At 65.7% G+C, this 17,424-nt stretch carries 20 protein-coding genes; 15 read left to right on the top strand and 5 right to left on the bottom strand.

Annotation, left to right across the window (positions count from 1 at the left end):
* Window positions 1–63: 63 nt before the first annotated feature.
* Together dapE and ACSQ3P_RS10570 are read right to left on the bottom strand one after the other, a co-directional pair.
* Window positions 64–1,269 (bottom strand): succinyl-diaminopimelate desuccinylase, encoded by a 1,206-nt coding sequence (dapE, locus tag ACSQ3P_RS10575; RefSeq protein WP_436165541.1) that lies wholly within the window; start codon window positions 1,267–1,269, stop codon window positions 64–66.
* Entirely contained in the window at window positions 1,209–1,694 is a 486-nt protein-coding gene (locus ACSQ3P_RS10570) for a DUF805 domain-containing protein (RefSeq protein ID WP_436165540.1), read from the bottom strand. The genes dapE and ACSQ3P_RS10570 overlap by 61 nt, the downstream gene beginning before the upstream one ends.
* A 186-nt stretch (window positions 1,695–1,880) precedes the next feature.
* Here ACSQ3P_RS10570 and ACSQ3P_RS10565 point away from each other — a divergent pair, with 186 nt between their 5' ends.
* The 10 genes from ACSQ3P_RS10565 to ACSQ3P_RS10520 all read left to right on the top strand — a co-directional run bounded on the left by ACSQ3P_RS10565 (window position 1,881) and on the right by ACSQ3P_RS10520 (window position 11,278).
* Window positions 1,881–2,495: a ribonuclease D gene (locus tag ACSQ3P_RS10565; RefSeq protein WP_436165539.1), complete on the top strand. Its 615-nt coding sequence runs from the start codon at window positions 1,881–1,883 to the stop codon at window positions 2,493–2,495.
* A 124-nt stretch (window positions 2,496–2,619) separates the two neighbouring features.
* Window positions 2,620–3,402 carry an LPS export ABC transporter periplasmic protein LptC gene (gene lptC / locus ACSQ3P_RS10560; protein WP_436165538.1) on the top strand — a complete coding sequence of 261 codons (783 nt, stop codon included), beginning with the start codon at window positions 2,620–2,622 and terminating at the stop codon, window positions 3,400–3,402.
* Between the two features lies 1 nt (window position 3,403).
* Window positions 3,404–4,180, top strand: a complete 777-nt coding sequence (locus tag ACSQ3P_RS10555) for an LptA/OstA family protein (protein WP_436165537.1) — start codon at window positions 3,404–3,406, stop codon at window positions 4,178–4,180.
* Window positions 4,181–4,266: 86 nt separating this feature from the next.
* Window positions 4,267–5,118 (top strand): LPS export ABC transporter ATP-binding protein, encoded by an 852-nt coding sequence (lptB, locus tag ACSQ3P_RS10550; protein ID WP_436165536.1) that lies wholly within the window; start codon window positions 4,267–4,269, stop codon window positions 5,116–5,118.
* A gap of 174 nt (window positions 5,119–5,292) precedes the next feature.
* Entirely contained in the window at window positions 5,293–6,822 is a 1,530-nt protein-coding gene (rpoN, locus tag ACSQ3P_RS10545) for an RNA polymerase factor sigma-54 (RefSeq protein WP_436165535.1), read from the top strand.
* A gap of 286 nt (window positions 6,823–7,108) precedes the next feature.
* The gene (gene hpf, locus ACSQ3P_RS10540) at window positions 7,109–7,696 is read left to right on the top strand and encodes a ribosome hibernation-promoting factor, HPF/YfiA family (protein ID WP_069689898.1); all 588 of its coding nucleotides are present in this window, start codon (window positions 7,109–7,111) and stop codon (window positions 7,694–7,696) included.
* Between the two features lie 85 nt (window positions 7,697–7,781).
* A complete protein-coding gene (gene ptsN / locus ACSQ3P_RS10535; RefSeq protein WP_092171438.1) occupies window positions 7,782–8,243 on the top strand; it encodes a PTS IIA-like nitrogen regulatory protein PtsN in 462 nt (153 codons plus the stop codon).
* 386 nt (window positions 8,244–8,629) lie between these two features.
* Window positions 8,630–10,246: a fumarate hydratase gene (locus ACSQ3P_RS10530; RefSeq protein ID WP_436165534.1), complete on the top strand. Its 1,617-nt coding sequence runs from the start codon at window positions 8,630–8,632 to the stop codon at window positions 10,244–10,246.
* Window positions 10,247–10,278: 32 nt separating this feature from the next.
* Window positions 10,279–10,584 (top strand): hypothetical protein, encoded by a 306-nt coding sequence (locus ACSQ3P_RS10525; protein WP_436165533.1) that lies wholly within the window; start codon window positions 10,279–10,281, stop codon window positions 10,582–10,584.
* Between the two features lie 37 nt (window positions 10,585–10,621).
* Window positions 10,622–11,278: an MBL fold metallo-hydrolase gene (locus ACSQ3P_RS10520; protein WP_436165532.1), complete on the top strand. Its 657-nt coding sequence runs from the start codon at window positions 10,622–10,624 to the stop codon at window positions 11,276–11,278.
* Window positions 11,279–11,491: 213 nt separating this feature from the next.
* On the opposite strand, the gene ACSQ3P_RS10515 is transcribed toward ACSQ3P_RS10520, so the two are convergent.
* The 3 genes from ACSQ3P_RS10515 to efp form a co-directional block, all read right to left on the bottom strand.
* Complete coding sequence (locus tag ACSQ3P_RS10515; protein ID WP_436165531.1) at window positions 11,492–11,959, bottom strand: N-acetyltransferase family protein; 468 nt, start codon at window positions 11,957–11,959, stop codon at window positions 11,492–11,494.
* Window positions 11,960–11,978: 19 nt separating this feature from the next.
* Window positions 11,979–12,497, bottom strand: coding sequence for a DUF1993 domain-containing protein (locus tag ACSQ3P_RS10510; protein ID WP_436165530.1), 519 nt, complete (start codon window positions 12,495–12,497; stop codon window positions 11,979–11,981).
* Window positions 12,498–12,606: 109 nt separating this feature from the next.
* Complete coding sequence (gene efp, locus ACSQ3P_RS10505; protein ID WP_092170397.1) at window positions 12,607–13,176, bottom strand: elongation factor P; 570 nt, start codon at window positions 13,174–13,176, stop codon at window positions 12,607–12,609.
* Window positions 13,177–13,292: 116 nt separating this feature from the next.
* On the opposite strand from efp, the gene epmA reads away from it, so the two are divergent.
* From epmA to pyrF, 5 genes are read left to right on the top strand one after another with little or no spacing between them, the layout of a single operon-like run.
* Window positions 13,293–14,357, top strand: a complete 1,065-nt coding sequence (gene epmA, locus ACSQ3P_RS10500; protein ID WP_436165529.1) for an EF-P lysine aminoacylase EpmA — start codon at window positions 13,293–13,295, stop codon at window positions 14,355–14,357.
* The gene (locus tag ACSQ3P_RS10495) at window positions 14,354–15,406 is read left to right on the top strand and encodes a lysine-2,3-aminomutase-like protein (RefSeq protein ID WP_436165528.1); all 1,053 of its coding nucleotides are present in this window, start codon (window positions 14,354–14,356) and stop codon (window positions 15,404–15,406) included. Before epmA ends, ACSQ3P_RS10495 begins: the two co-directional genes overlap by 4 nt.
* 40 nt (window positions 15,407–15,446) lie before the next feature.
* Window positions 15,447–16,091 carry a DsbA family oxidoreductase gene (locus tag ACSQ3P_RS10490; RefSeq protein WP_436165527.1) on the top strand — a complete coding sequence of 215 codons (645 nt, stop codon included), beginning with the start codon at window positions 15,447–15,449 and terminating at the stop codon, window positions 16,089–16,091.
* An 8-nt stretch (window positions 16,092–16,099) separates the two neighbouring features.
* Window positions 16,100–16,684, top strand: coding sequence for a histidine phosphatase family protein (locus tag ACSQ3P_RS10485; RefSeq protein ID WP_436165526.1), 585 nt, complete (start codon window positions 16,100–16,102; stop codon window positions 16,682–16,684).
* Complete coding sequence (gene pyrF / locus ACSQ3P_RS10480; RefSeq protein ID WP_069689909.1) at window positions 16,681–17,388, top strand: orotidine-5'-phosphate decarboxylase; 708 nt, start codon at window positions 16,681–16,683, stop codon at window positions 17,386–17,388. The genes ACSQ3P_RS10485 and pyrF overlap by 4 nt, the downstream gene beginning before the upstream one ends.
* The last annotated feature ends 36 nt before the right edge of the window (window positions 17,389–17,424 follow it).

The raw sequence follows: 17,424 nt of genomic DNA, 5'->3' as shown, positions 1-17,424 counted from the left end.
ACACTCCAATGATCAATCTTAGACTTTCGTCTAAGACTCATATTGGCACGCCGGCCGCGATGGTCAAGGCTTATGTTGCGGTGCAAAATAGCTGTCGAGCAGCCTGTGCGTGATCCGCTCCAGCGCCGTCAGGTCCGCCACGGCGACGCGCTCATCGATCTGATGCATGGTCTGGCCGACGACGCCAAACTCCACCACCGGGCAATAGTTCTTGATGAAGCGGGCGTCGGAGGTGCCGCCGGTGGTCGACAGCACCGGGCGCTTGCCGGTCTCGGCCTCGACTGCATCTGCGACCATGGCGACGAAGGGGCCGGGCTCGGTCAGGAAGGCGACGGCGTTGGTCGGCTGGAAGGCCAGCTCGTACCGCACCAGGTTGCCGGCCGCCTCACGCACACGCCGCTCGATCTCGGCGGCGAGCGTCTCCGGGGTCCAGCTGTCGTTGAAGCGGATGTTGAACACGGCCTTGGCCTGCGCCGGCACGACATTGCTCGACGGATTGCCGACGTCGAGCGTCGTGACCTCGAGATTGCTCGGGTCGAAATGCGTCGTGCCACCATCGAGCGGTGTTGCGTCGAGTGCTGCCAGCAGCCGCACCATGCCGCGAATCGGATTGTCGGCGAGGTGGGGGTAGCCGACATGGCCCTGCTTGCCGTCGACCGTGAGCTTGCCGGTCAGCGAGCCGCGCCGGCCGATCTTGATCATGTCGCTCATGCTCGCGGGATTGGTCGGCTCGCCGAGCAGGCAATGGTCGAAGCGCTCGCCTTGGCTCTGCGCCCAGGCCAGCAGCTTGACCGTGCCGTTGATCGCCGGGCCTTCCTCGTCGCCGGTGATCAGGAAGGCGATCGAGCCGGGTGCCTGCGGGTTGTCGCGGCGGAAGCGCAAGGCGGCGGAAATCATGGCGGCGAGGCCGCCCTTCATGTCGCAGGCGCCGCGCCCATAGAGCACCCCGTCGACGATCTCCCCGCCGAAGGGATCGCGCGTCCAGGCCTCGGCGTCGCCGACCGGCACGACATCGCTATGGCCGGCAATGGCGAGGACGGGCCCCTCCGTGCCGATGCGGGCATAAAGGTTCTCGATATCGGGCATGCCGTCCGCGCTGAAGACGGGACGGTGCACGCTGTAGCCCGCCGAGGTCAGCACGGCCGCGAGCAGCGACAAGGCGCCGCCCTCCGCCGGCGTCACCGACGGGCAGCGCACCAGCGCCTGCGTCAGGGCGACGGGATCGGTTGGGTCGAAGGCGAGGAGGGGGGCGTCGAGCTGCTGGTCCATGCACTCGCTTTAGCATCGGTCGCAGCCTCCGCAACCCGCTCGTCGTCATGGGCGGAAGGCAGCATCCCCAGATCGACGAGAGCGACCACCCAGGCAAGCAGCGCTATCGTGTCGAGCGAAGGCCCCCAGACATAGGACGATAGGAACGGCTTGAGCTGGCCGGGCAGCACTATCGCGCAGACCAGCAGGATGCCGAACAGCGCCGTGCCGCCACGGTCGGTCGAGCGCTTGGCCGCCAGCGCGGCCCAGGGGAACAGGGCAAAGGCATTGGCGAAGGCGATGATCGGGCCGGCATGCCGCCCGGCGAGGTGCGGCGCGCCAAGCTGGATCGCGAGAAGCATCAGCGCCACCAGGGCGCTGCCGAACCAGAAGCGGCTAAGCCCGATGCGTCCGTCGAGATCGGTCAGCAGGCGGAAAAGGGACATGACGAGGCTCCGATCCTGCTGTTCTGGCATGCATCGGCGGGCGCAGGAAGTTTATGGTGAATAGAAGGTTAACGCGGAAAAGGCTTGAATGGCGGCAGCCGCGCCGCTAGCTGCGGAGCAGCTGCCGCAAGGAATGCGTCAGTCAGGTTTCACGGGGCGCTTGCGCCGCAGAGCGAGGTTTGCGCCATGACCATTCGTTTCCATCGCGGTGACCTGCCCGACGACTTCGTCGCCGGCCCGAGCGTCGCGATCGATACCGAGACGCTCGGCCTGAACCCGCATCGCGACCGGCTCTGCGTGGTGCAGCTCTCGCGCGGCGACGGCACCGCCGATGTCGTGCAGATCCTGAAGGACGGCGAGAAGCCGGCGAACCTGATCCGCCTGCTCACCGATCCGTCGGTGCTGAAGCTGTTCCATTTCGCCCGCTTCGACGTCGCCGTGCTGCGCCAGGCCTTCGGCGTCGTCACCGGCCCGATCTATTGCACCAAGATCGCCTCCAAGCTGACGCGCACCTATACCGACCGCCACGGCCTGAAGGATCTGGTCCGGGAGCTGTTGGGAATCGAATTGTCGAAGCAGCAGCAATCCTCGGATTGGGGCGCCGACACGCTGAGCGAGGCACAGCTCACCTACGCGGCGTCCGACGTGCTGCACCTGCATGCGCTGCAGGTGCGGCTGGATGCGATGCTGGCGCGGGAGGGCCGCACCGAGCTGGCGCAGGCCTGTTTCGGCTTCCTGCCCCATCGCGCCGAGCTCGATCTCGCCGGCTGGGCGGAAAACGATATCTTCGCGCATACTTGACAAATTCTAAGTCATCCAGCGTCTGTCTGGAGCAAAGCAGGCGGCGCGAGGGGCGCGATGCCGCCAGGCTGGTGACACGAAAAAGCCGTTAGCGACTGCCATTGCGCGGGGCATGACTGTGGCTATGACATCGAATGACTGGACTGGGCCGTCCTCAGGGAACGCCGCCCACCGGCTGGCTGCCTTCAAGGCGGCGCGCCGGCATACGCTATTGGTGCGCCTGCTGCGTCGCGCCATCCCGATCACTGCGGTCGTCGCGGTGCTCGGCCTCGTCGTGGCACCGTTCTTGAATCCGCTGCGCGGCCTGGCGAATGTCTCGCTCGGTGCGGTCGGCATCTCGAACGGCAAGGTCAAGATGGAGACGCCCAAGCTCTCGGGCTACCGCAAGGATAACCGGCCTTATGAAGTCAATGCCGAGGCCGCCTTGCAGGATATCCGCAACCCGACGCAGGTCGAGCTGATGTCGCTGAAGGCCCGGATCCAGATGGAACGCGAGGGCTGGGTCACGGTGAGCTCGCGGACGGGCTTGTTCGATACGCAGAAGGAAAAGCTCCAGCTCGTCGACGATGTCCATGTCCGCACCGAAACGGGCTATGACATCCATATGCGCACCGCCGATATCGACTTCAAAGGCGGCACGGTGGTCTCGAAGGAGCCGGTCAAGGTCAATCTCGGCACGACCACCATCGATGCCGATACGCTCGATGTGAAGGATAATGGTGCGCTGATCGCTTTCCAGGGACACGTCCGTGCGGTTATCGTGAATGCTCCGGCCGGCACGCTTGCCGGCCCCGAACGTCAAGGCAGCACGCCGGCGCCGGAACTGCTGGCGCCGCGCCAGGTTGTTCCGGCAGACGGCGCGGCGGCATCGCCCGCTGGCCTTCCCGACACCGAAACGAGACAGTGACATGCGCCAAGCGTCAAAGCTTCACGGAACGATCGGCAAGACTGCCCTAGCCGGCAAGACTGCCCTCGCCGGCAAGACCGCCCTGTTCGTCCTGACTGCTGCGCTTGCTTTCGCGGCGCTGGTTCCCGGGGCCGCCCAGGCGCAGGGGAAGAAGGCCCGTGGCGGCGGCGATTCGGCGCTCGGCGGGCTCGGCGGCGACAGCAAGGAGCCGATCAAGATCGACGCCGACAAGCTCGACGTGCTCGACAAGGAGAATCGGGCCGTCTTCACCGGCAATGTCGTGGCGGTGCAGGGCGAAACGACGGTGCGTTGCACGGTGATGACCGTGTTCTACGAGGGGCGCAACGGTCAGCAGGGTGGAGCTGGAGCCGCGAAGGCGACGGCTTCGACCGCAGCGCCTGCCGCCGCACCCGCCGTTGCCCCGTCGGCCGGCGGCAACGCGAATGACAGCAGCATCAAGCGCATCGAATGCAAGGGGCCGGTCACGGTCGTCTCCAAGACACAGGCCGCGACCTCGGACAATGCGGTCTTCGACCGCGCCAATAATGTCGTGATCATGACCGGCAATGTCGCGCTGAACGACGGTCCCAACATCACGCGCGGCGAGAAGCTGACCTACAACACCGTCACCGGCATCGCCAATGTCGAGAACAAGACCGGCCGCGTGCAGGGCTTCTTCGTGCCGAACTCGACCGAGGCCGGCAAGAACGAGGCCGGCAAGACCACGCCTGCCAAGCCGGCTGCCGGTGGCGCGCGCCCCGCCACGCCGACGAACTAAGATCCGCTTCGTAAAGACCCGCTCACGGGGCGCCGGCCCCTCTCCGTTCCCAGACCAGGCCAGCGCTCGCAGTGACGATTTCCGACATGCCGCAAACCGATATTCCTCAGGCCGTCACGGCGCGCGGCGAGGCGGGCCTGTTTGGCCGCATTCGCGGCTTGTTCGGCGGGCGCGAGCGGACTGACACCACGCCTGTCGCAGCGGCGATCGGCGGACCGGGCGTGCTCGCCGTCAGCGGGCTGCGCAAGAGCTATGGCGGGCGCACGGTCGTCTCGGAGGCGAGCCTGTTCGTGCGCCAGGGCGAGGCCGTTGGCCTGCTCGGCCCCAACGGCGCCGGCAAGACCACGATCTTCTACATGATCACCGGGCTGGTCCCCGCCGATCTCGGCGTCATCTCGCTCAAAGGCAACGACATCACCGATTTGCCGATGTACCAGCGCGCCCGGCTCGGTATCGGCTATCTCCCGCAGGAGGCCTCGATCTTCCGGGGCCTGAGCGTCGAGGACAATATCCGCGCCGTGCTCGAAGTGGTCGAGCCCAACCGCAAGGCGCGCGAGCGCCAGCTCGACCAGCTGCTCGAGGAGTTCAACATCGCCCGGCTGCGCAAGGCGCCGTCGATCGCGCTCTCGGGCGGCGAGCGGCGGCGCTGCGAGATCGCGCGCGCGCTTGCCGGCAAGCCCTCCTTCATCCTGCTCGACGAGCCTTTCGCCGGCATCGACCCGATCGCGGTCGGCGACATCCAGGCGCTGGTGCGGCAATTGACCGATCGCGGCATCGGCGTGCTGATCACCGACCACAATGTCCGCGAGACGCTCGGCCTCGTCGACCGCGCCTATATCATCCACTCCGGCCGCGTGCTGACGGAAGGCTCGCCGGCCGAGATCATCGCCAATCCCGATGTCCGCCGGGTTTATCTGGGCGAGGATTTCCGGCTCTGAGCCGCTAAAATCGGATGATTCGGCCGCAATCGCGGCTTCATGCTGCAGCGCATTAACTTCGCTGCTCAATGCCGAGGCAAGGGCTTTGACGCGCCGCTCTCGCGCCGCTAGGCTCTAGCCACAGGCAAGAAGCGTGCCGAAATGGCGCGCTGGCATGAAAGGGTTACGAGCGCAATGGCGATGATGCCGCGCATGGAGCTGCGCCAGGGCCAGTCCCTGGTGATGACGCCGCAGCTCCTGCAGGCGATCAAGCTTCTGCAATTGTCGCATCTGGAGCTGCAGAGCTTCGTCGAGGGCGAGCTTGAGCGGAATCCGTTGCTGGAGCGCGACGATGTGACGGAGGGGCCTCTGCGCGCCAATGGCGGCGACGGGCCGCTGGCTGTCGATGCCGAGACCTTTGCCCGCTCGGAGAGCCTGAACAGCCAGGAAGGTATGGAAAACCGGCTCGGCACCGGGCTCGACAACGTCTTCCAGGGTGAGCAGCCCAGCGTGGCGCGGCTCGACACGCGCGGCGCCGATTCGCTGCCGATCATCGGCGGCGCCTATGGCGGCTCCGGTGGGTCCTTCGAGGAGGGGCCGGACGGTTTCGAGAGCGGGCTGACGGTGGAGGCCTCCCTCCACGACCATCTCAGCGCCCAGCTCGATCTGGCGGTCACTGACCCGGCGGACCGGATCATCGGCCGGCATCTGATCGATGCGGTGGATGATTCGGGCTATCTCGGCGAACCGGTCGCGGAGATGGCCGAGCGGCTCGGCATCACGGTGGCGCGGATCGAAGGCGTCCTGAGCATCGTCCAGGGCTTCGATCCCTCGGGCGTCGCGGCGCGTGACGTCTGCGAATGCCTCTCGATCCAGCTGCGTGACCGCAACCGCTTCGACCCGGCGATGCAGGCGCTGGTCGCCAATCTCCATCTCGTCGCCAAGCGTGATTTCGCGGCGCTGAAGCGCATCTGTGGCGTCGATGACGAGGACATCGCCGATATGGTCGCCGAGATCCGGCGGCTCGATCCCAAGCCCGGGCGCGGTTTCGGCGGCGCGACGGCCGAGACGGTGGTGCCCGACGTCTTCATCCGCTCGGCGCCTGACGGCTCCTGGCTGGTCGATCTCAACCCCGACACGCTGCCGCGCGTGCTGATCAACCAGACCTATCACGCCCGCGTCTCCAGGGCGGCGCGCAGCGATGAGGACAAGGCCTTCATCGCCGAATGCTTGCAGACCGCGAACTGGCTGACGCGCTCGCTGGAGCAGCGCGCTCGCACCATCCTGAAGGTCGCCAGCGAGATCGTGCGCCAGCAGGACGGCTTCTTCGCCCATGGCGTCGAGCATCTGCGGCCGCTGAACCTCAAGACGGTTGCGGACGCCATCGGCATGCATGAATCGACCGTCTCGCGTGTGACCTCGAACAAATATCTGATCTGCTCGCGCGGCGTTTTCGAGATGAAGTACTTCTTCTCGGCCGCCATCGCCGCGACCGGCTATGGCGAGGCGCATTCGGCTGAGGCAGTGCGCTTCCGCATCAAGCAGATGATCGACGACGAAACGCCGGCGGACGTGCTCTCGGACGACGCCATCGTCGCCAGGCTCAAGGCGGGTGGCATCGACATCGCGCGGCGCACCGTCGCAAAATACCGCGAATCGCTGCGCATTCCCTCATCGATGGAGCGCCGCCGCGAGAAGGTCGCGATGGCGATGGGCAGCCGCTGAGCCGCCGTCCGAGGTTTTTCGCCTCCGTAGGTTCGCGAACTCCCGATGCGGCATCACGCAAGTCGAGCCGCGTCCCAAGGCGAGACTGTCATGATGAGACTGCCGTGCCAGGCTGGATCATTGTTCCATTCGGGTGCGGCGATTCCGTGTACATTTTCTGTCTCGCTCGTCCTTATGGACATGCCGGTCATGAAAGCCGATCAACGCATTGACATCCCCGTGACCCCGTTCTTACCTCCTAAGGATGGCCGGCTACTGGCCATGGTTACATAAGGGGAAGCACTCCATGAGCTTGCGAATCTCCGGCAAGAATCTCGATGTCGGCGAGGCCCTTCGCGGCCAGGCCGAGACCCGCGTCGCGGCCGCGCTCAGCAAATATTACGAGGGCGGCTATCAAGGTCACGTCACCGTCGCCAAGGACGGCACGGCGTTCAAGACCGACGGCGTGCTGCATCTGTCCTCCGGAATCACGCTCGAGGCCTCGGGTACGGCGCATGACGCCTATGCCAGCCTCGACAAGATGGCCGAGCGCATCGAGAAACGGCTGCGTCGTTACAAGCGTCGCTTGAAGGACCGCTCAGCTTCGACCAATGGCCGCGAGGCCGGTATCGAAATCCCCAGCTATGTGATTGCGGCGCCGGACGACGATCTCGAGGAGATCGAGCTCGATATGGCCGGAGATCACCCGGTTATCGTGGCCGAAGCCACCAAATCCTTCCATGTCATGACGGTTGGCGACGCTGTCGCCGAACTCGATTTGACCGGCGCTCCCGTCGTCATCTTCCGCCATGCTGGCAATGGCCGGATGAACGTCGTATACCGCCGGCGCGACGGCAATATCGGGTGGATCGATCCCCCGGCGTCGCTGTCGTAAGGCCAGCGGGAGGCTCCCCGGCTTTCAAATCTGACCCGCGCTGCATGGCTCTCCGGCCCGGCACGGGACATGCATGGACTGGCGCATGACGCTGATCGATCTCCTGACACCGGCTGCGGTGATTTCGCCGCTGCGGGCCAATGGCAAGAAGCAGGCGCTGCAGGAACTCGCCCAACACGCGGCGATGATTACCGGCTTGCCTGAGCGCGAGCTCTTCGAGGCGCTGCTCCAACGCGAGCGCCTCGGTTCCACCGGCATCGGCGATGGCATCGCGATTCCCCATGGACGCATGCCCGGCATTGACAGGCTGGTCGGGCTGTTCGCCCGCGCCGAAAAGCCGGTCGATTTCGATGCGCTCGACGGCCAGCCCGTCGACATCATCTTCGTGTTGATCGCGCCCGAGGGCGCCGGCGCCGACCATCTCAAGGCGCTCGCCCGCGTTGCTCGCGTGCTGCGCAACCATGCCGTGCTGGAGCAGATCCGCAAGGCTCGCGACCCGGCTGCGATCTACGCGATCCTGGCGGAGTCGGCTGCGAAGGCGGCCTGACTGGAACCATTTGAAGCCAGAGGCTGTTGGGGACTCTGGGAATGATTTGACGCAGGCGATTTTGCGCGAATGCCAGGAGTTCGAGGACGCAAGCCTTCCGGCTTGCTACGAAGAACGACGCCGCAGTCGCGCAAAAGCGCCGCGCCCTACGGGTGAGGTGAAAACGGCGGAGCTGCAGCGTCGCATCGCTTGCCGATACCGATGGTATCGCCTGCGCAATGCTCCTCCCATCTCCACCGTTTTGACCTCATCAAATCGTCCCCAGAGTCCCTAACAGCCTCTAGGCTTGGACAGCGTGCGCCAAGCCGCTATGACGCCATGCACAATGGCGTTGCGCTGAGCTGGTTCTGAGCGTGGCGCGCCAACCCGCCTCGGAGCCTCCGTCCATGGCCTATACGCATGTCGATCTTTTCCCGCTCGGCGACGATGCCACGCCTTATCGCAAGCTGGGCAGCGAAGGGGTCTCGGTCGAGAAACTCGGCGATCGCGAGGTTCTGACGGTTTCGCGCGAGGCGATCCGCCAACTCAGCGAACAGGCCTTCATCGACATCAACCATCTGCTGCGGCCGGGTCATCTCGCCCAGCTGGCGAAAATCCTCGATGATCCCGAGGCGACCTCGAACGACAAGTTCGTCGCCTATGACCTGCTGAAGAACGCCAACATCTCGGCCGGCGGCGTATTGCCGATGTGCCAGGATACCGGCACGGCGATCATCATGGGCAAGAAGGGCCGCAAGATCTGGACCGATGGCGATGACGAGGCGGCGCTCGGCGAAGGCGTCGCAGATGCCTATTTCAAGCGCAATCTGCGCTATTCCCAGGTCGCCCCGCTCTCGATGTTCGAGGAGAAGAACACCGCGACCAACCTGCCGGCGCAGATCGACATCTATGCGGAAGGTGAGGACGCCTACAAATTCCTCTTCGTCGCCAAGGGTGGCGGCTCCGCCAACAAGACCTTCCTGTTCCAGGCAACGCCCTCGCTCCTGACCAAGGATCGCATGATGGCGTTCCTGAAGGAGAAGATCCTGACGCTGGGCACCGCGGCTTGCCCGCCCTACCACCTCGCCATCGTCATCGGCGGCACCTCGGCCGAGCAGAATCTCAAGACCGTCAAGCTCGCCTCGACGAAATATCTCGACGCGCTGCCGACCAAGGGCTCGCCCTCCGGCCATGCCTTCCGCGATCTTGAGATGGAGGAGGAGGTGCATAAGCTGACGCAGTCGCTCGGCGTCGGCGCACAGTTCGGCGGCAAGTATTTCTGCCATGATGTCCGCGTCATCCGTCTGCCGCGCCATGGCGCCTCGCTGCCGATCGGGCTCGGCGTCTCCTGCTCGGCCGATCGCCAAGCCAAGGGCAAGATCACCAGGGACGGCATCTATCTCGAGGCGCTGGAGACCAACCCGGCCAAGTACCTGCCCGAGGTCGAGGATGCCTCGCTCGGCGGCGCGGTCGTGAAGGTCGATCTCAACCGTCCGATGAGCGAGATCCTCAAGACGCTGTCGCAATACCCGGTCAAGACCCGGCTCTCGCTGACCGGGACGATCATCGTGGCGCGCGATTCGGCCCATGCCAAGATTCGCGAGCGGCTGGAGACCGGGCAGGGCATGCCCGATTATTTCAAGAACCACCCGGTCTATTACGCCGGCCCGGCCAAGACGCCCGAGGGCATGGCCTCGGGCTCGTTTGGGCCCACCACGGCCGGCCGGATGGATTCCTTCGTCGACCAGTTCCAGTCCTTCGGCGGTTCGATGGTGATGCTCGCCAAGGGCAACCGTTCCGCTGCTGTTCGGGAAGCCTGCAAGACGCATGGCGGCTTCTATCTCGGCTCGATCGGCGGTCCCGCCGCGCGGCTTGCGCAGGACTGCATCAAGAAGGTCGAGGTGCTGGAATATCCCGAACTTGGCATGGAGGCGGTCTGGCGCATCGAGGTCGAGGATTTTCCGGCCTTCATCGTCATCGACGACAAGGGCAACGACTTCTTCAAGGAGTTGAACCTCGGATGAGGGGGGGTGCCGCCGCATGCCTCGGATTTGTCGTGCTCGCCACGGCAGGCGAGGCGATGGCGCAGGGGCGGGCGGGTGCGCCCGCGACCTGCTCGCGCGACCTGTTCCAGAACGAAGGCGCGCTGCGCCGCCAGTTGACACGATTGCAGGCGGTCGCGACGGCCGATCAGGCGACGCAATGCCGGACCTGGCGCGAGCATGTCGGCTTCCTGCAGAGCGCGCGCTCGGTCTTCGCGACCTGCCAGAGCGGCGCCCAGCGCGAACAGAATGTCGGCTTGATGGATACCGAGCTTGCCGAATACCGCGTGCTGCTCGCCAATCGCTGCGGCAAGCGCTGAGGTCGCCGTCCAATCCCAGCCCCGAAAGGCGTTTCCGATGTCCGATCAGCCAGAGGCCCCGCTCAGCATCGCGGTCGTGCCGGTGACGCCCTTCCAGCAGAATTGCTCGATCGTCTGGTGCACCAAGACGATGCAGGCCGCGATCGTAGATCCCGGCGGCGATGTCCCGCAAATCCAACGCGCCTTGGGCGAGCTTTCGGTGACGCCCGTCGCGATCTGGCTGACGCATGGCCATATCGACCATGCCGGCGGCGCGGCCGATCTCGCCGAGGCCTTGTCGGTGCCGGTCATCGGTCCCCATGAGGCGGACAAGTTCCTGCTCGACGATCTGCCGGCCTCGGGCTTGCGCTTCGACATGCGCGGCATCAGGCCGGTGACGCCGACGCGCTGGCTCACCGAGGGCGATGAGGTCACGGTCGGGGAGGTCGCCTTCTCCGTCGCGCATGTGCCGGGCCATACGCCGGGCCATGTCACCTTCTTCCAGAAGGATGTGCGCTTCCTGCTGGCGGGCGACACGGTCTTCGCCGGCTCGGTCGGCCGCACCGATTTTCCCTATGGCAGCCACGAGACGCTGATCGCCGGCATCAAGGCCAAGCTCCTGCCGCTCGGCGATGACGTCCAGTTCCTGCCTGGCCACGGCCCGGAGAGTACGCTCGGCGAGGAGCGCCTGAACAACGAGTTTCTGCAAGGTTGATACGAAAGACCGCTGATACGAAAAGACCCGCAGCGGATATCCGCTACGGGCCCTGGAAGAACCAACGGCCATGTCCTGAACGGCTGCGCGTACATCCGGCGTCAAACGTTCGGCTCATGGCCGTCTTCACCGGCGCTGGAGGACAGTGGAACGCCCTCGACATCGCCGTGACCCCTATATGGGAGAGCAATGCGGCGGTTTCAAGGGCGCGCATCAACCTCGATTCGGACGCCATTCATAGAGGATGTCCGGTTCGCCCTCCTCATTGCCTGTCCCGTCGCCCATCTCGATGATGTGGAAGCCACGAGCTTCGTAGAAGGCGCGGGCGCGGGCATTGCGCTGGAAGGTGAACAGCGTGAGCCGCGCCGGGCTCAGCTCCCTGGCCTTGGCAAGCAGCAGCGAACCGATGCCGCGGCGATACCAGCCCGGTAGAAGGTAGAGCTGGTCGAGGTCCTCGCCCTGCAAGGCGAGGACGCCGACGATGCTCTCGCCCGATCTGGCGATCCAGGTTTCGCGAGTCGTCAAAAGCGTGTCGGCAATCCAGCGGCGCGTCTCCGCGTCGCTGTGGACGCGACGCAGGAACGGCAGGGCATCGGTGCGGGAGGCAAGATAGAGCTCGGCGATCTCGGCGGCGTCGCCGGCCGTGGCGCGCTCGATCCGCGTTGCATTGCGCGGCTTCATCTCGGCCTCCCGCTATAGATCAGGCGTCGAGAACGCCGTGCAGGAAGTCACTCTTGCCGATCTGGATGCCGTTCTCGCGCAGGATCGCATAGGCGGTCGTGGCGTGGAAATAGAAGTTCGGCACGGCAAAGCGCGTGAGGTAGGTCTCGCCCTTCATCGTCACCGTCGCGGACGGGCCACGCGGGAAGGTCACGTCCTTGGCGAGGCCCGCATCCAGCGCTGCATCATCGGTGTTCGCGACGAAGGCCAGCACCTTGGCGATGCGCGCCTTGAGCTCGGCGACGGTCGTCTCTTCGTCGGGAAATTTCGGATTCTCGGCGCCGCTGACCCGTGCCGCCGCGTTCTTGGCGAAATCGCAGGCGAGCTGGATCTGGCGCGTAAAGGGCAGCATGTCGGGCGACAGGCGCGACGACAGCAGGACCGCCGGGTCGATCTTGCGCTCGGTGGCCTGCGCGACCGTCTTGTCGAGGATGGCGTCGAGTGCCTTGAGCGTCTGGGTGAAGCCGGCAAGCGCGGCGGTGCGGGCGGTCATGGACATGCGATCATCCTCGGATACGAAAACGGGCCCGGATGGGCCCGTCGCATCGCGAATATAGTTGCTGCCACGCCGTTTACAGGGGCTGGCTGCGAACAAACCTTACTTAGGATCAATCCTTGGCGCGCTCGACATAGGAGCCGTCGGCCGTCATCACGACGATGCGGACGCCAGGGCCGATATGCGGCGGCACGGCGGTACGTACGCCATTGACCAGGATCGCGGGCTTGTAGGAGGACGAGGCGGTCTGACCCTTGGTCACGGGCTCGGTCTCGGCGACCTCGACGACGACGCGCTGCGGCAACTCGATCGAGACCGCCTTCTCCTCGAACACCGAGAGCGAGACTTTCATGCCTTCCTGGAGATAGGGCGCCATGTCGCCGACCACGTCGCCATCGACGTTGATCTGGTCGAAGGTTTCGGGGTTCATGAAGACGTATTGCTCGCCGTCCTGGTAGAGATAGGTGTAGTCGCGATCCTCGACATAGGCGCGCTCGACCTGCTCGGTCGTCTTGTAGCGCTGCGTCATCTTGGTGCCGTCATGGATCCGGCGCATGTCGATCTGCGTCGTCGGCGTGCCCTTGCCGGGGAAGAAGCTCTCGGCCGAGAGAACCGAGCAGAGATGCCCGTCGAGCTCGAGCACATTACCCTTGCGGACGGATGAAGCGATGACCTTGACCACGTGAGATGTCCTTGCTGGTGCGCGGCGCCTTCGCGCGCTATTCGAAATTCGTTGCCGCGCAACTACCGCATTCGTCGCCGAAACGGAAGCTGTCAGACGCTTTGACCCGAGACCCTATGAACGACGAACCTTCGCCCTTCTGGCGGCCGGATATCCATGCCGACCGCCGGCACGCTCTGTTGGCGCGCGGGCGCATCAAGGCAGCACTCCGGCGCTGGTTCGAGGCGCGCGATTTCGTCGAGGTCGAGGCGGCGATCCTGCAGCTCTCGCCTGGCAACGAGACGCATCTGCACGGCTTTGCGACGGTCTTGATCGACGATGCCGGCGCGGGCCACCCCTATTACCTGCACACCTCGCCCGAATTCGCCGCCAAGAAGCTGCTGGCGGCGGGCGAGCGGCGGATTTTCGATTTCGCCCGCGTCTTCCGCAACCGCGAGCGCACGGCGCTGCATCATCCCGAATTCACGATGCTGGAATGGTACCGGGCTGGCGAGGACTATGAGAGTTTGATGGCCGACAGCGCCGCGCTGCTGGCCGAGGCCGCGCGGGCGGCCGGTGCGACCTCGCTGCAATGGCGCGGCATGGAGGCTGATCCCTTTGCCGAGCCTGAGCGCCTGACGCTGCACGAGGCCTTTGCGCGCCATGCCGGCATCGACCTGCTGGCGACGATCGGGTCCGACGGCGCAACCGATCGCGCTGCGCTCGCGAGAGCCGCCATCGCGGCCGGCATCAGGCTGGTGGAAGACGATAGCTGGTCCGACATCTTCAGCCGCGTCCTGTCCGAACGGATCGAGCCGCATCTCGGTCAAGGCCGTGCCACGATCCTGTGTGAATATCCGATTTCCGAGGCCGCCCTGGCGCGGCCCAAGCCCGGCGATGGCAGGATTGCCGAGCGCTTCGAGCTTTATGCCTGCGGCGTCGAGCTCGCCAACGCCTTCGGCGAACTCACCGACCCGGCCGAGCAGCGCCGGCGCTTCGAGGCCGATATGGACGAGAAGGCGCGCATCTATGGCGAGCGCTACCCGGTCGACGAGGATTTCCTGGCCGCGCTCGCGCAGATGCCGCAGGCTTCGGGCATCGCGCTTGGCTTCGACCGGCTGGTGATGCTCTGCACGGGCGCGCGGCGGATCGAGGATGTGCTCTGGACGCCGGTGGCGGAACCGGGCAGGAGGCAGGCATGAACGCCCATACGCCCATGCGGAGCATCGATGCGCTGATCGCGCAGGGGCTCGTCGCGCCTGAAAAGCGTGACGCGCTCGATGCCGTCGCCCGGCGCTATGCCGTCTCCGTGACGCCGGCCATGGCGGCTCTGATCGACCCCGGCGACCCAGCCGACCCGATCGCACGGCAATTCGTGCCCGATGCGGCCGAGCTTGTCACCTTGCCGCAGGAGCTGGCCGATCCCATCGGCGACGAGGCGCATTCGCCGGCCGAGGGCGTGGTGCATCGCTATCCCGACCGCGCCTTGCTCAAGCTCGTCCATGCCTGCCCGGTCTATTGCCGCTTCTGCTTCCGCCGCGAGATGGTCGGGCCGGGCGGTGACGCGCTGACGGGCGAGAAGCTCGATGCTGCGCTGGCCTATCTCGCCTCCCGGCCCGAGATCTGGGAGGTCATCATGACGGGCGGCGACCCGCTGATCCTCTCCGCGAGGCGGCTGCGCGAGATCGCGGCGCGGCTCGCCGAGATCGCGCATATCAAGGTCGCCCGTTGGCATACCCGCGTGCCGATGGTCCAGCCGGAGCGGGTCACAGCCGACTATGCTCGCGCGCTTCGCGTCCCCGGCAAGGCGAGCTACATCGCGGTCCATGCCAACCACCCGCGCGAATTCACTGATGCCGCCCGTGCCGCGCTCGCCCGCCTCAATGATGCCGGCCATGTGCTGATCAGCCAGAGCGTGCTGCTCAAGGGCGTCAACGCCGATATCGAGACGCTTTCGGCCCTGATGCGCGCCTTCGTCGAGAACCGGGTGAAGCCTTATTACCTGCACCATCCCGATCTCGCGCCCGGCACCGCGCAGTTCCGGCTTTCGCTGGAGGAGGGGCAGGCGCTGGTCAAAAGCCTGAGGGGCCATCTTTCAGGCCTGTGCCAGCCGACCTATATCCTCGACATCCCTGGCGGGGCGGGCAAGATCCCGGTCGGTCCTGCCTTTCTCTCGGGCTGCGAGACACCCGGCGCGGAGGCCTTCGCCGAGGATCGCCATGGTGAGCTTCACCGCTACCCGCCGGCCTGACGCATAGAACCGCCAGCGTGCGGTCATGGAAGGACATGCCATGCAAGAGAAGATGCCCATCGCGATCGTCTCGGACGTCGTTTGCCCCTGGTGCTTCGTCGGCAAGGCGCGGCTGGAAAAAGCGCTCGAGGCGCATGGCCTGACCGACCGCGTCGCCATCACCTGGCTGCCCTATGAGCTGAACCCGGACATGCCCGCGGAAGGGATGGACCGTACGGCCTATCTCGACGCCAAGTTCGGTCCCGGCAAGCGCAAGGAGATCGAGGTCAGGCTCTCGGAGGCGGCGCTCGAAAGCGGCATCACCTTCAATTGGGCCAAGGTCACCAGGAGCGTGAACACGCGCATGGCGCATATGTTGATCGCGGCCGCCTCGACCGTGCAGCGTGGCAGCGACATGACGGCGGCGCTGTTCAAGGCCTATTTCCAGGAGGGCCGCGACATCGGCAATCTGGAGACGCTGGTCGAGATCGCAGTCGAGCAGGGTTTTGACGAGCAGGCGGCTCGCGACGAGCTCACCAATGACGAATTGCGCGAGACCATCATCGGCCTAGAGGCTCACGCCCAGAAGGTCGGCGTCACCGGCGTGCCCTTCTTCATCATCGACGGCAAGCTCGCGGTCTCCGGCGCGCAGACCGGCGATGTCTGGGCGCAGGTGTTCCAGCAGGTGATGCGCGACGCGGCTTGAGCCCGAGCATGGCGATCGCGCGCTATCTGAGCCATCCGCAGGTCCAGATCGACCCTGCGGTCCCTGTGCCCGATTGGGGCTTGTCACCGCTCGGCCTGGCGCGAACGCAAGCCTTCGCGGGCGCGCCGTTTCTGCGCGCCACACGCCGGATCGTATCATCCGGCGAGCGCAAGGCGATCGAGACTGCGCAATGCATTGCCTCAGTGCTCGGCATTGCCGTCGAAATTCGCCACGCCATGCATGAGAACGACCGCTCGGCGACCGGCTATCTGCCGCCGCCGGAGTTCGAGGCCATGGCCGATGCGTTCTTCGCTTCGCCGTGGCTCAGCATTCGCGGCTGGGAGCGGGCGGTCGATGCGCAGGCGCGGATCCTGCGCGAGGTCGAGGCCGTGCTGGCCGAACCGGGCGAGGATGATATCCTGTTCGTCGGGCATGGCGGCGTCGGCACCTTGCTGCTCTGCCATCTCGGGGCGGAGCCGATAGCGCGCAAACGGGATCAGCCTGGCGGAGGCGGCAATCTTTTCGCATTCGACGCCGCGACACGAATCGTGCACCACGCGTGGCGCTCGATGGAGGAGGTGGCTGGCCAATGACGCAGAAGATCAACGACCTGCGTGACCGCATGATCGTCGCGCTCGACGTGCCGACGATCTGGGACGCTTATCGCATCGTCTCGCAGCTCGGCGACGAGGCGAGCTTCTACAAGATCGGTTATGCGCTCGCCTTCGCCGGCGGCCTGCAGCTTACCCAGCAACTGGTGGCCGAGGGCAAGAAGGTCTTTCTCGACCTGAAGCTGCACGACATCGGCAATACGGTCACGGAAGGCGTGCAGTCGCTGAGCAATCTCGGCGTCGACTTCCTCACCGTGCATGCCTATCCGCAGACCATGCGCGGTGCGGTCGAGGGGCGGGCCGAGGCGGCGTTGAAGCTTCTCGCGGTCACGGCCCTGACCTCCTATGACGATGGCGATCTGCGCGATGCCGGCTATGGGCTCGCCGTGCGCGATCTCGTGCGGATGCGCGCCGAACAGGCCCGCACCACCGGCATCGACGGCATCGTCTGCTCCGCGGCCGAGACCGAGATCGTGCGCGACGTCGTCGGTGCCGACATGCTGATCGTGACGCCCGGTATCCGCCCTGCCGGGAGCGCCGCAGGCGACCAGAAACGGACGTTGACGCCGGGCGAGGCGATCCGCGCCGGCGTCGACCATCTCGTCATCGGGCGTCCCATTATCCGCGCGGCAGACCCGCGTGGAGCGGCCGCCGCGATCATGGACGAGATCGCCGCAGCCTCATAAGCTCGCGCGCTCCAACCGACCCACGCAGAGACGGAT

Source organism: Allobosea sp. LjRoot9, from assembly GCF_964252745.1.
Classification (GTDB): domain Bacteria; phylum Pseudomonadota; class Alphaproteobacteria; order Rhizobiales; family Beijerinckiaceae; genus Allobosea.
This window is presented reverse-complemented; position numbering and strand designations above follow the sequence as displayed.

Coding starts and splice junctions, on each gene's coding strand:
- dapE (WP_436165541.1), bottom strand. CDS start 1,269: ATGGACCAGCAGCTCGACGCCCCCCTCCTCGCCTTCGACCCAACCGAT.
- ACSQ3P_RS10570 (WP_436165540.1), bottom strand. CDS start 1,694: ATGTCCCTTTTCCGCCTGCTGACCGATCTCGACGGACGCATCGGGCTT.
- ACSQ3P_RS10565 (WP_436165539.1), top strand. CDS start 1,881: ATGACCATTCGTTTCCATCGCGGTGACCTGCCCGACGACTTCGTCGCC.
- lptC (WP_436165538.1), top strand. CDS start 2,620: ATGACATCGAATGACTGGACTGGGCCGTCCTCAGGGAACGCCGCCCAC.
- ACSQ3P_RS10555 (WP_436165537.1), top strand. CDS start 3,404: ATGCGCCAAGCGTCAAAGCTTCACGGAACGATCGGCAAGACTGCCCTA.
- lptB (WP_436165536.1), top strand. CDS start 4,267: ATGCCGCAAACCGATATTCCTCAGGCCGTCACGGCGCGCGGCGAGGCG.
- rpoN (WP_436165535.1), top strand. CDS start 5,293: ATGGCGATGATGCCGCGCATGGAGCTGCGCCAGGGCCAGTCCCTGGTG.
- hpf (WP_069689898.1), top strand. CDS start 7,109: ATGAGCTTGCGAATCTCCGGCAAGAATCTCGATGTCGGCGAGGCCCTT.
- ptsN (WP_092171438.1), top strand. CDS start 7,782: ATGACGCTGATCGATCTCCTGACACCGGCTGCGGTGATTTCGCCGCTG.
- ACSQ3P_RS10530 (WP_436165534.1), top strand. CDS start 8,630: ATGGCCTATACGCATGTCGATCTTTTCCCGCTCGGCGACGATGCCACG.
- ACSQ3P_RS10520 (WP_436165532.1), top strand. CDS start 10,622: ATGTCCGATCAGCCAGAGGCCCCGCTCAGCATCGCGGTCGTGCCGGTG.
- ACSQ3P_RS10515 (WP_436165531.1), bottom strand. CDS start 11,959: ATGAAGCCGCGCAATGCAACGCGGATCGAGCGCGCCACGGCCGGCGAC.
- ACSQ3P_RS10510 (WP_436165530.1), bottom strand. CDS start 12,497: ATGTCCATGACCGCCCGCACCGCCGCGCTTGCCGGCTTCACCCAGACG.
- epmA (WP_436165529.1), top strand. CDS start 13,293: ATGAACGACGAACCTTCGCCCTTCTGGCGGCCGGATATCCATGCCGAC.
- ACSQ3P_RS10495 (WP_436165528.1), top strand. CDS start 14,354: ATGAACGCCCATACGCCCATGCGGAGCATCGATGCGCTGATCGCGCAG.
- ACSQ3P_RS10490 (WP_436165527.1), top strand. CDS start 15,447: ATGCAAGAGAAGATGCCCATCGCGATCGTCTCGGACGTCGTTTGCCCC.
- ACSQ3P_RS10485 (WP_436165526.1), top strand. CDS start 16,100: ATGGCGATCGCGCGCTATCTGAGCCATCCGCAGGTCCAGATCGACCCT.
- pyrF (WP_069689909.1), top strand. CDS start 16,681: ATGACGCAGAAGATCAACGACCTGCGTGACCGCATGATCGTCGCGCTC.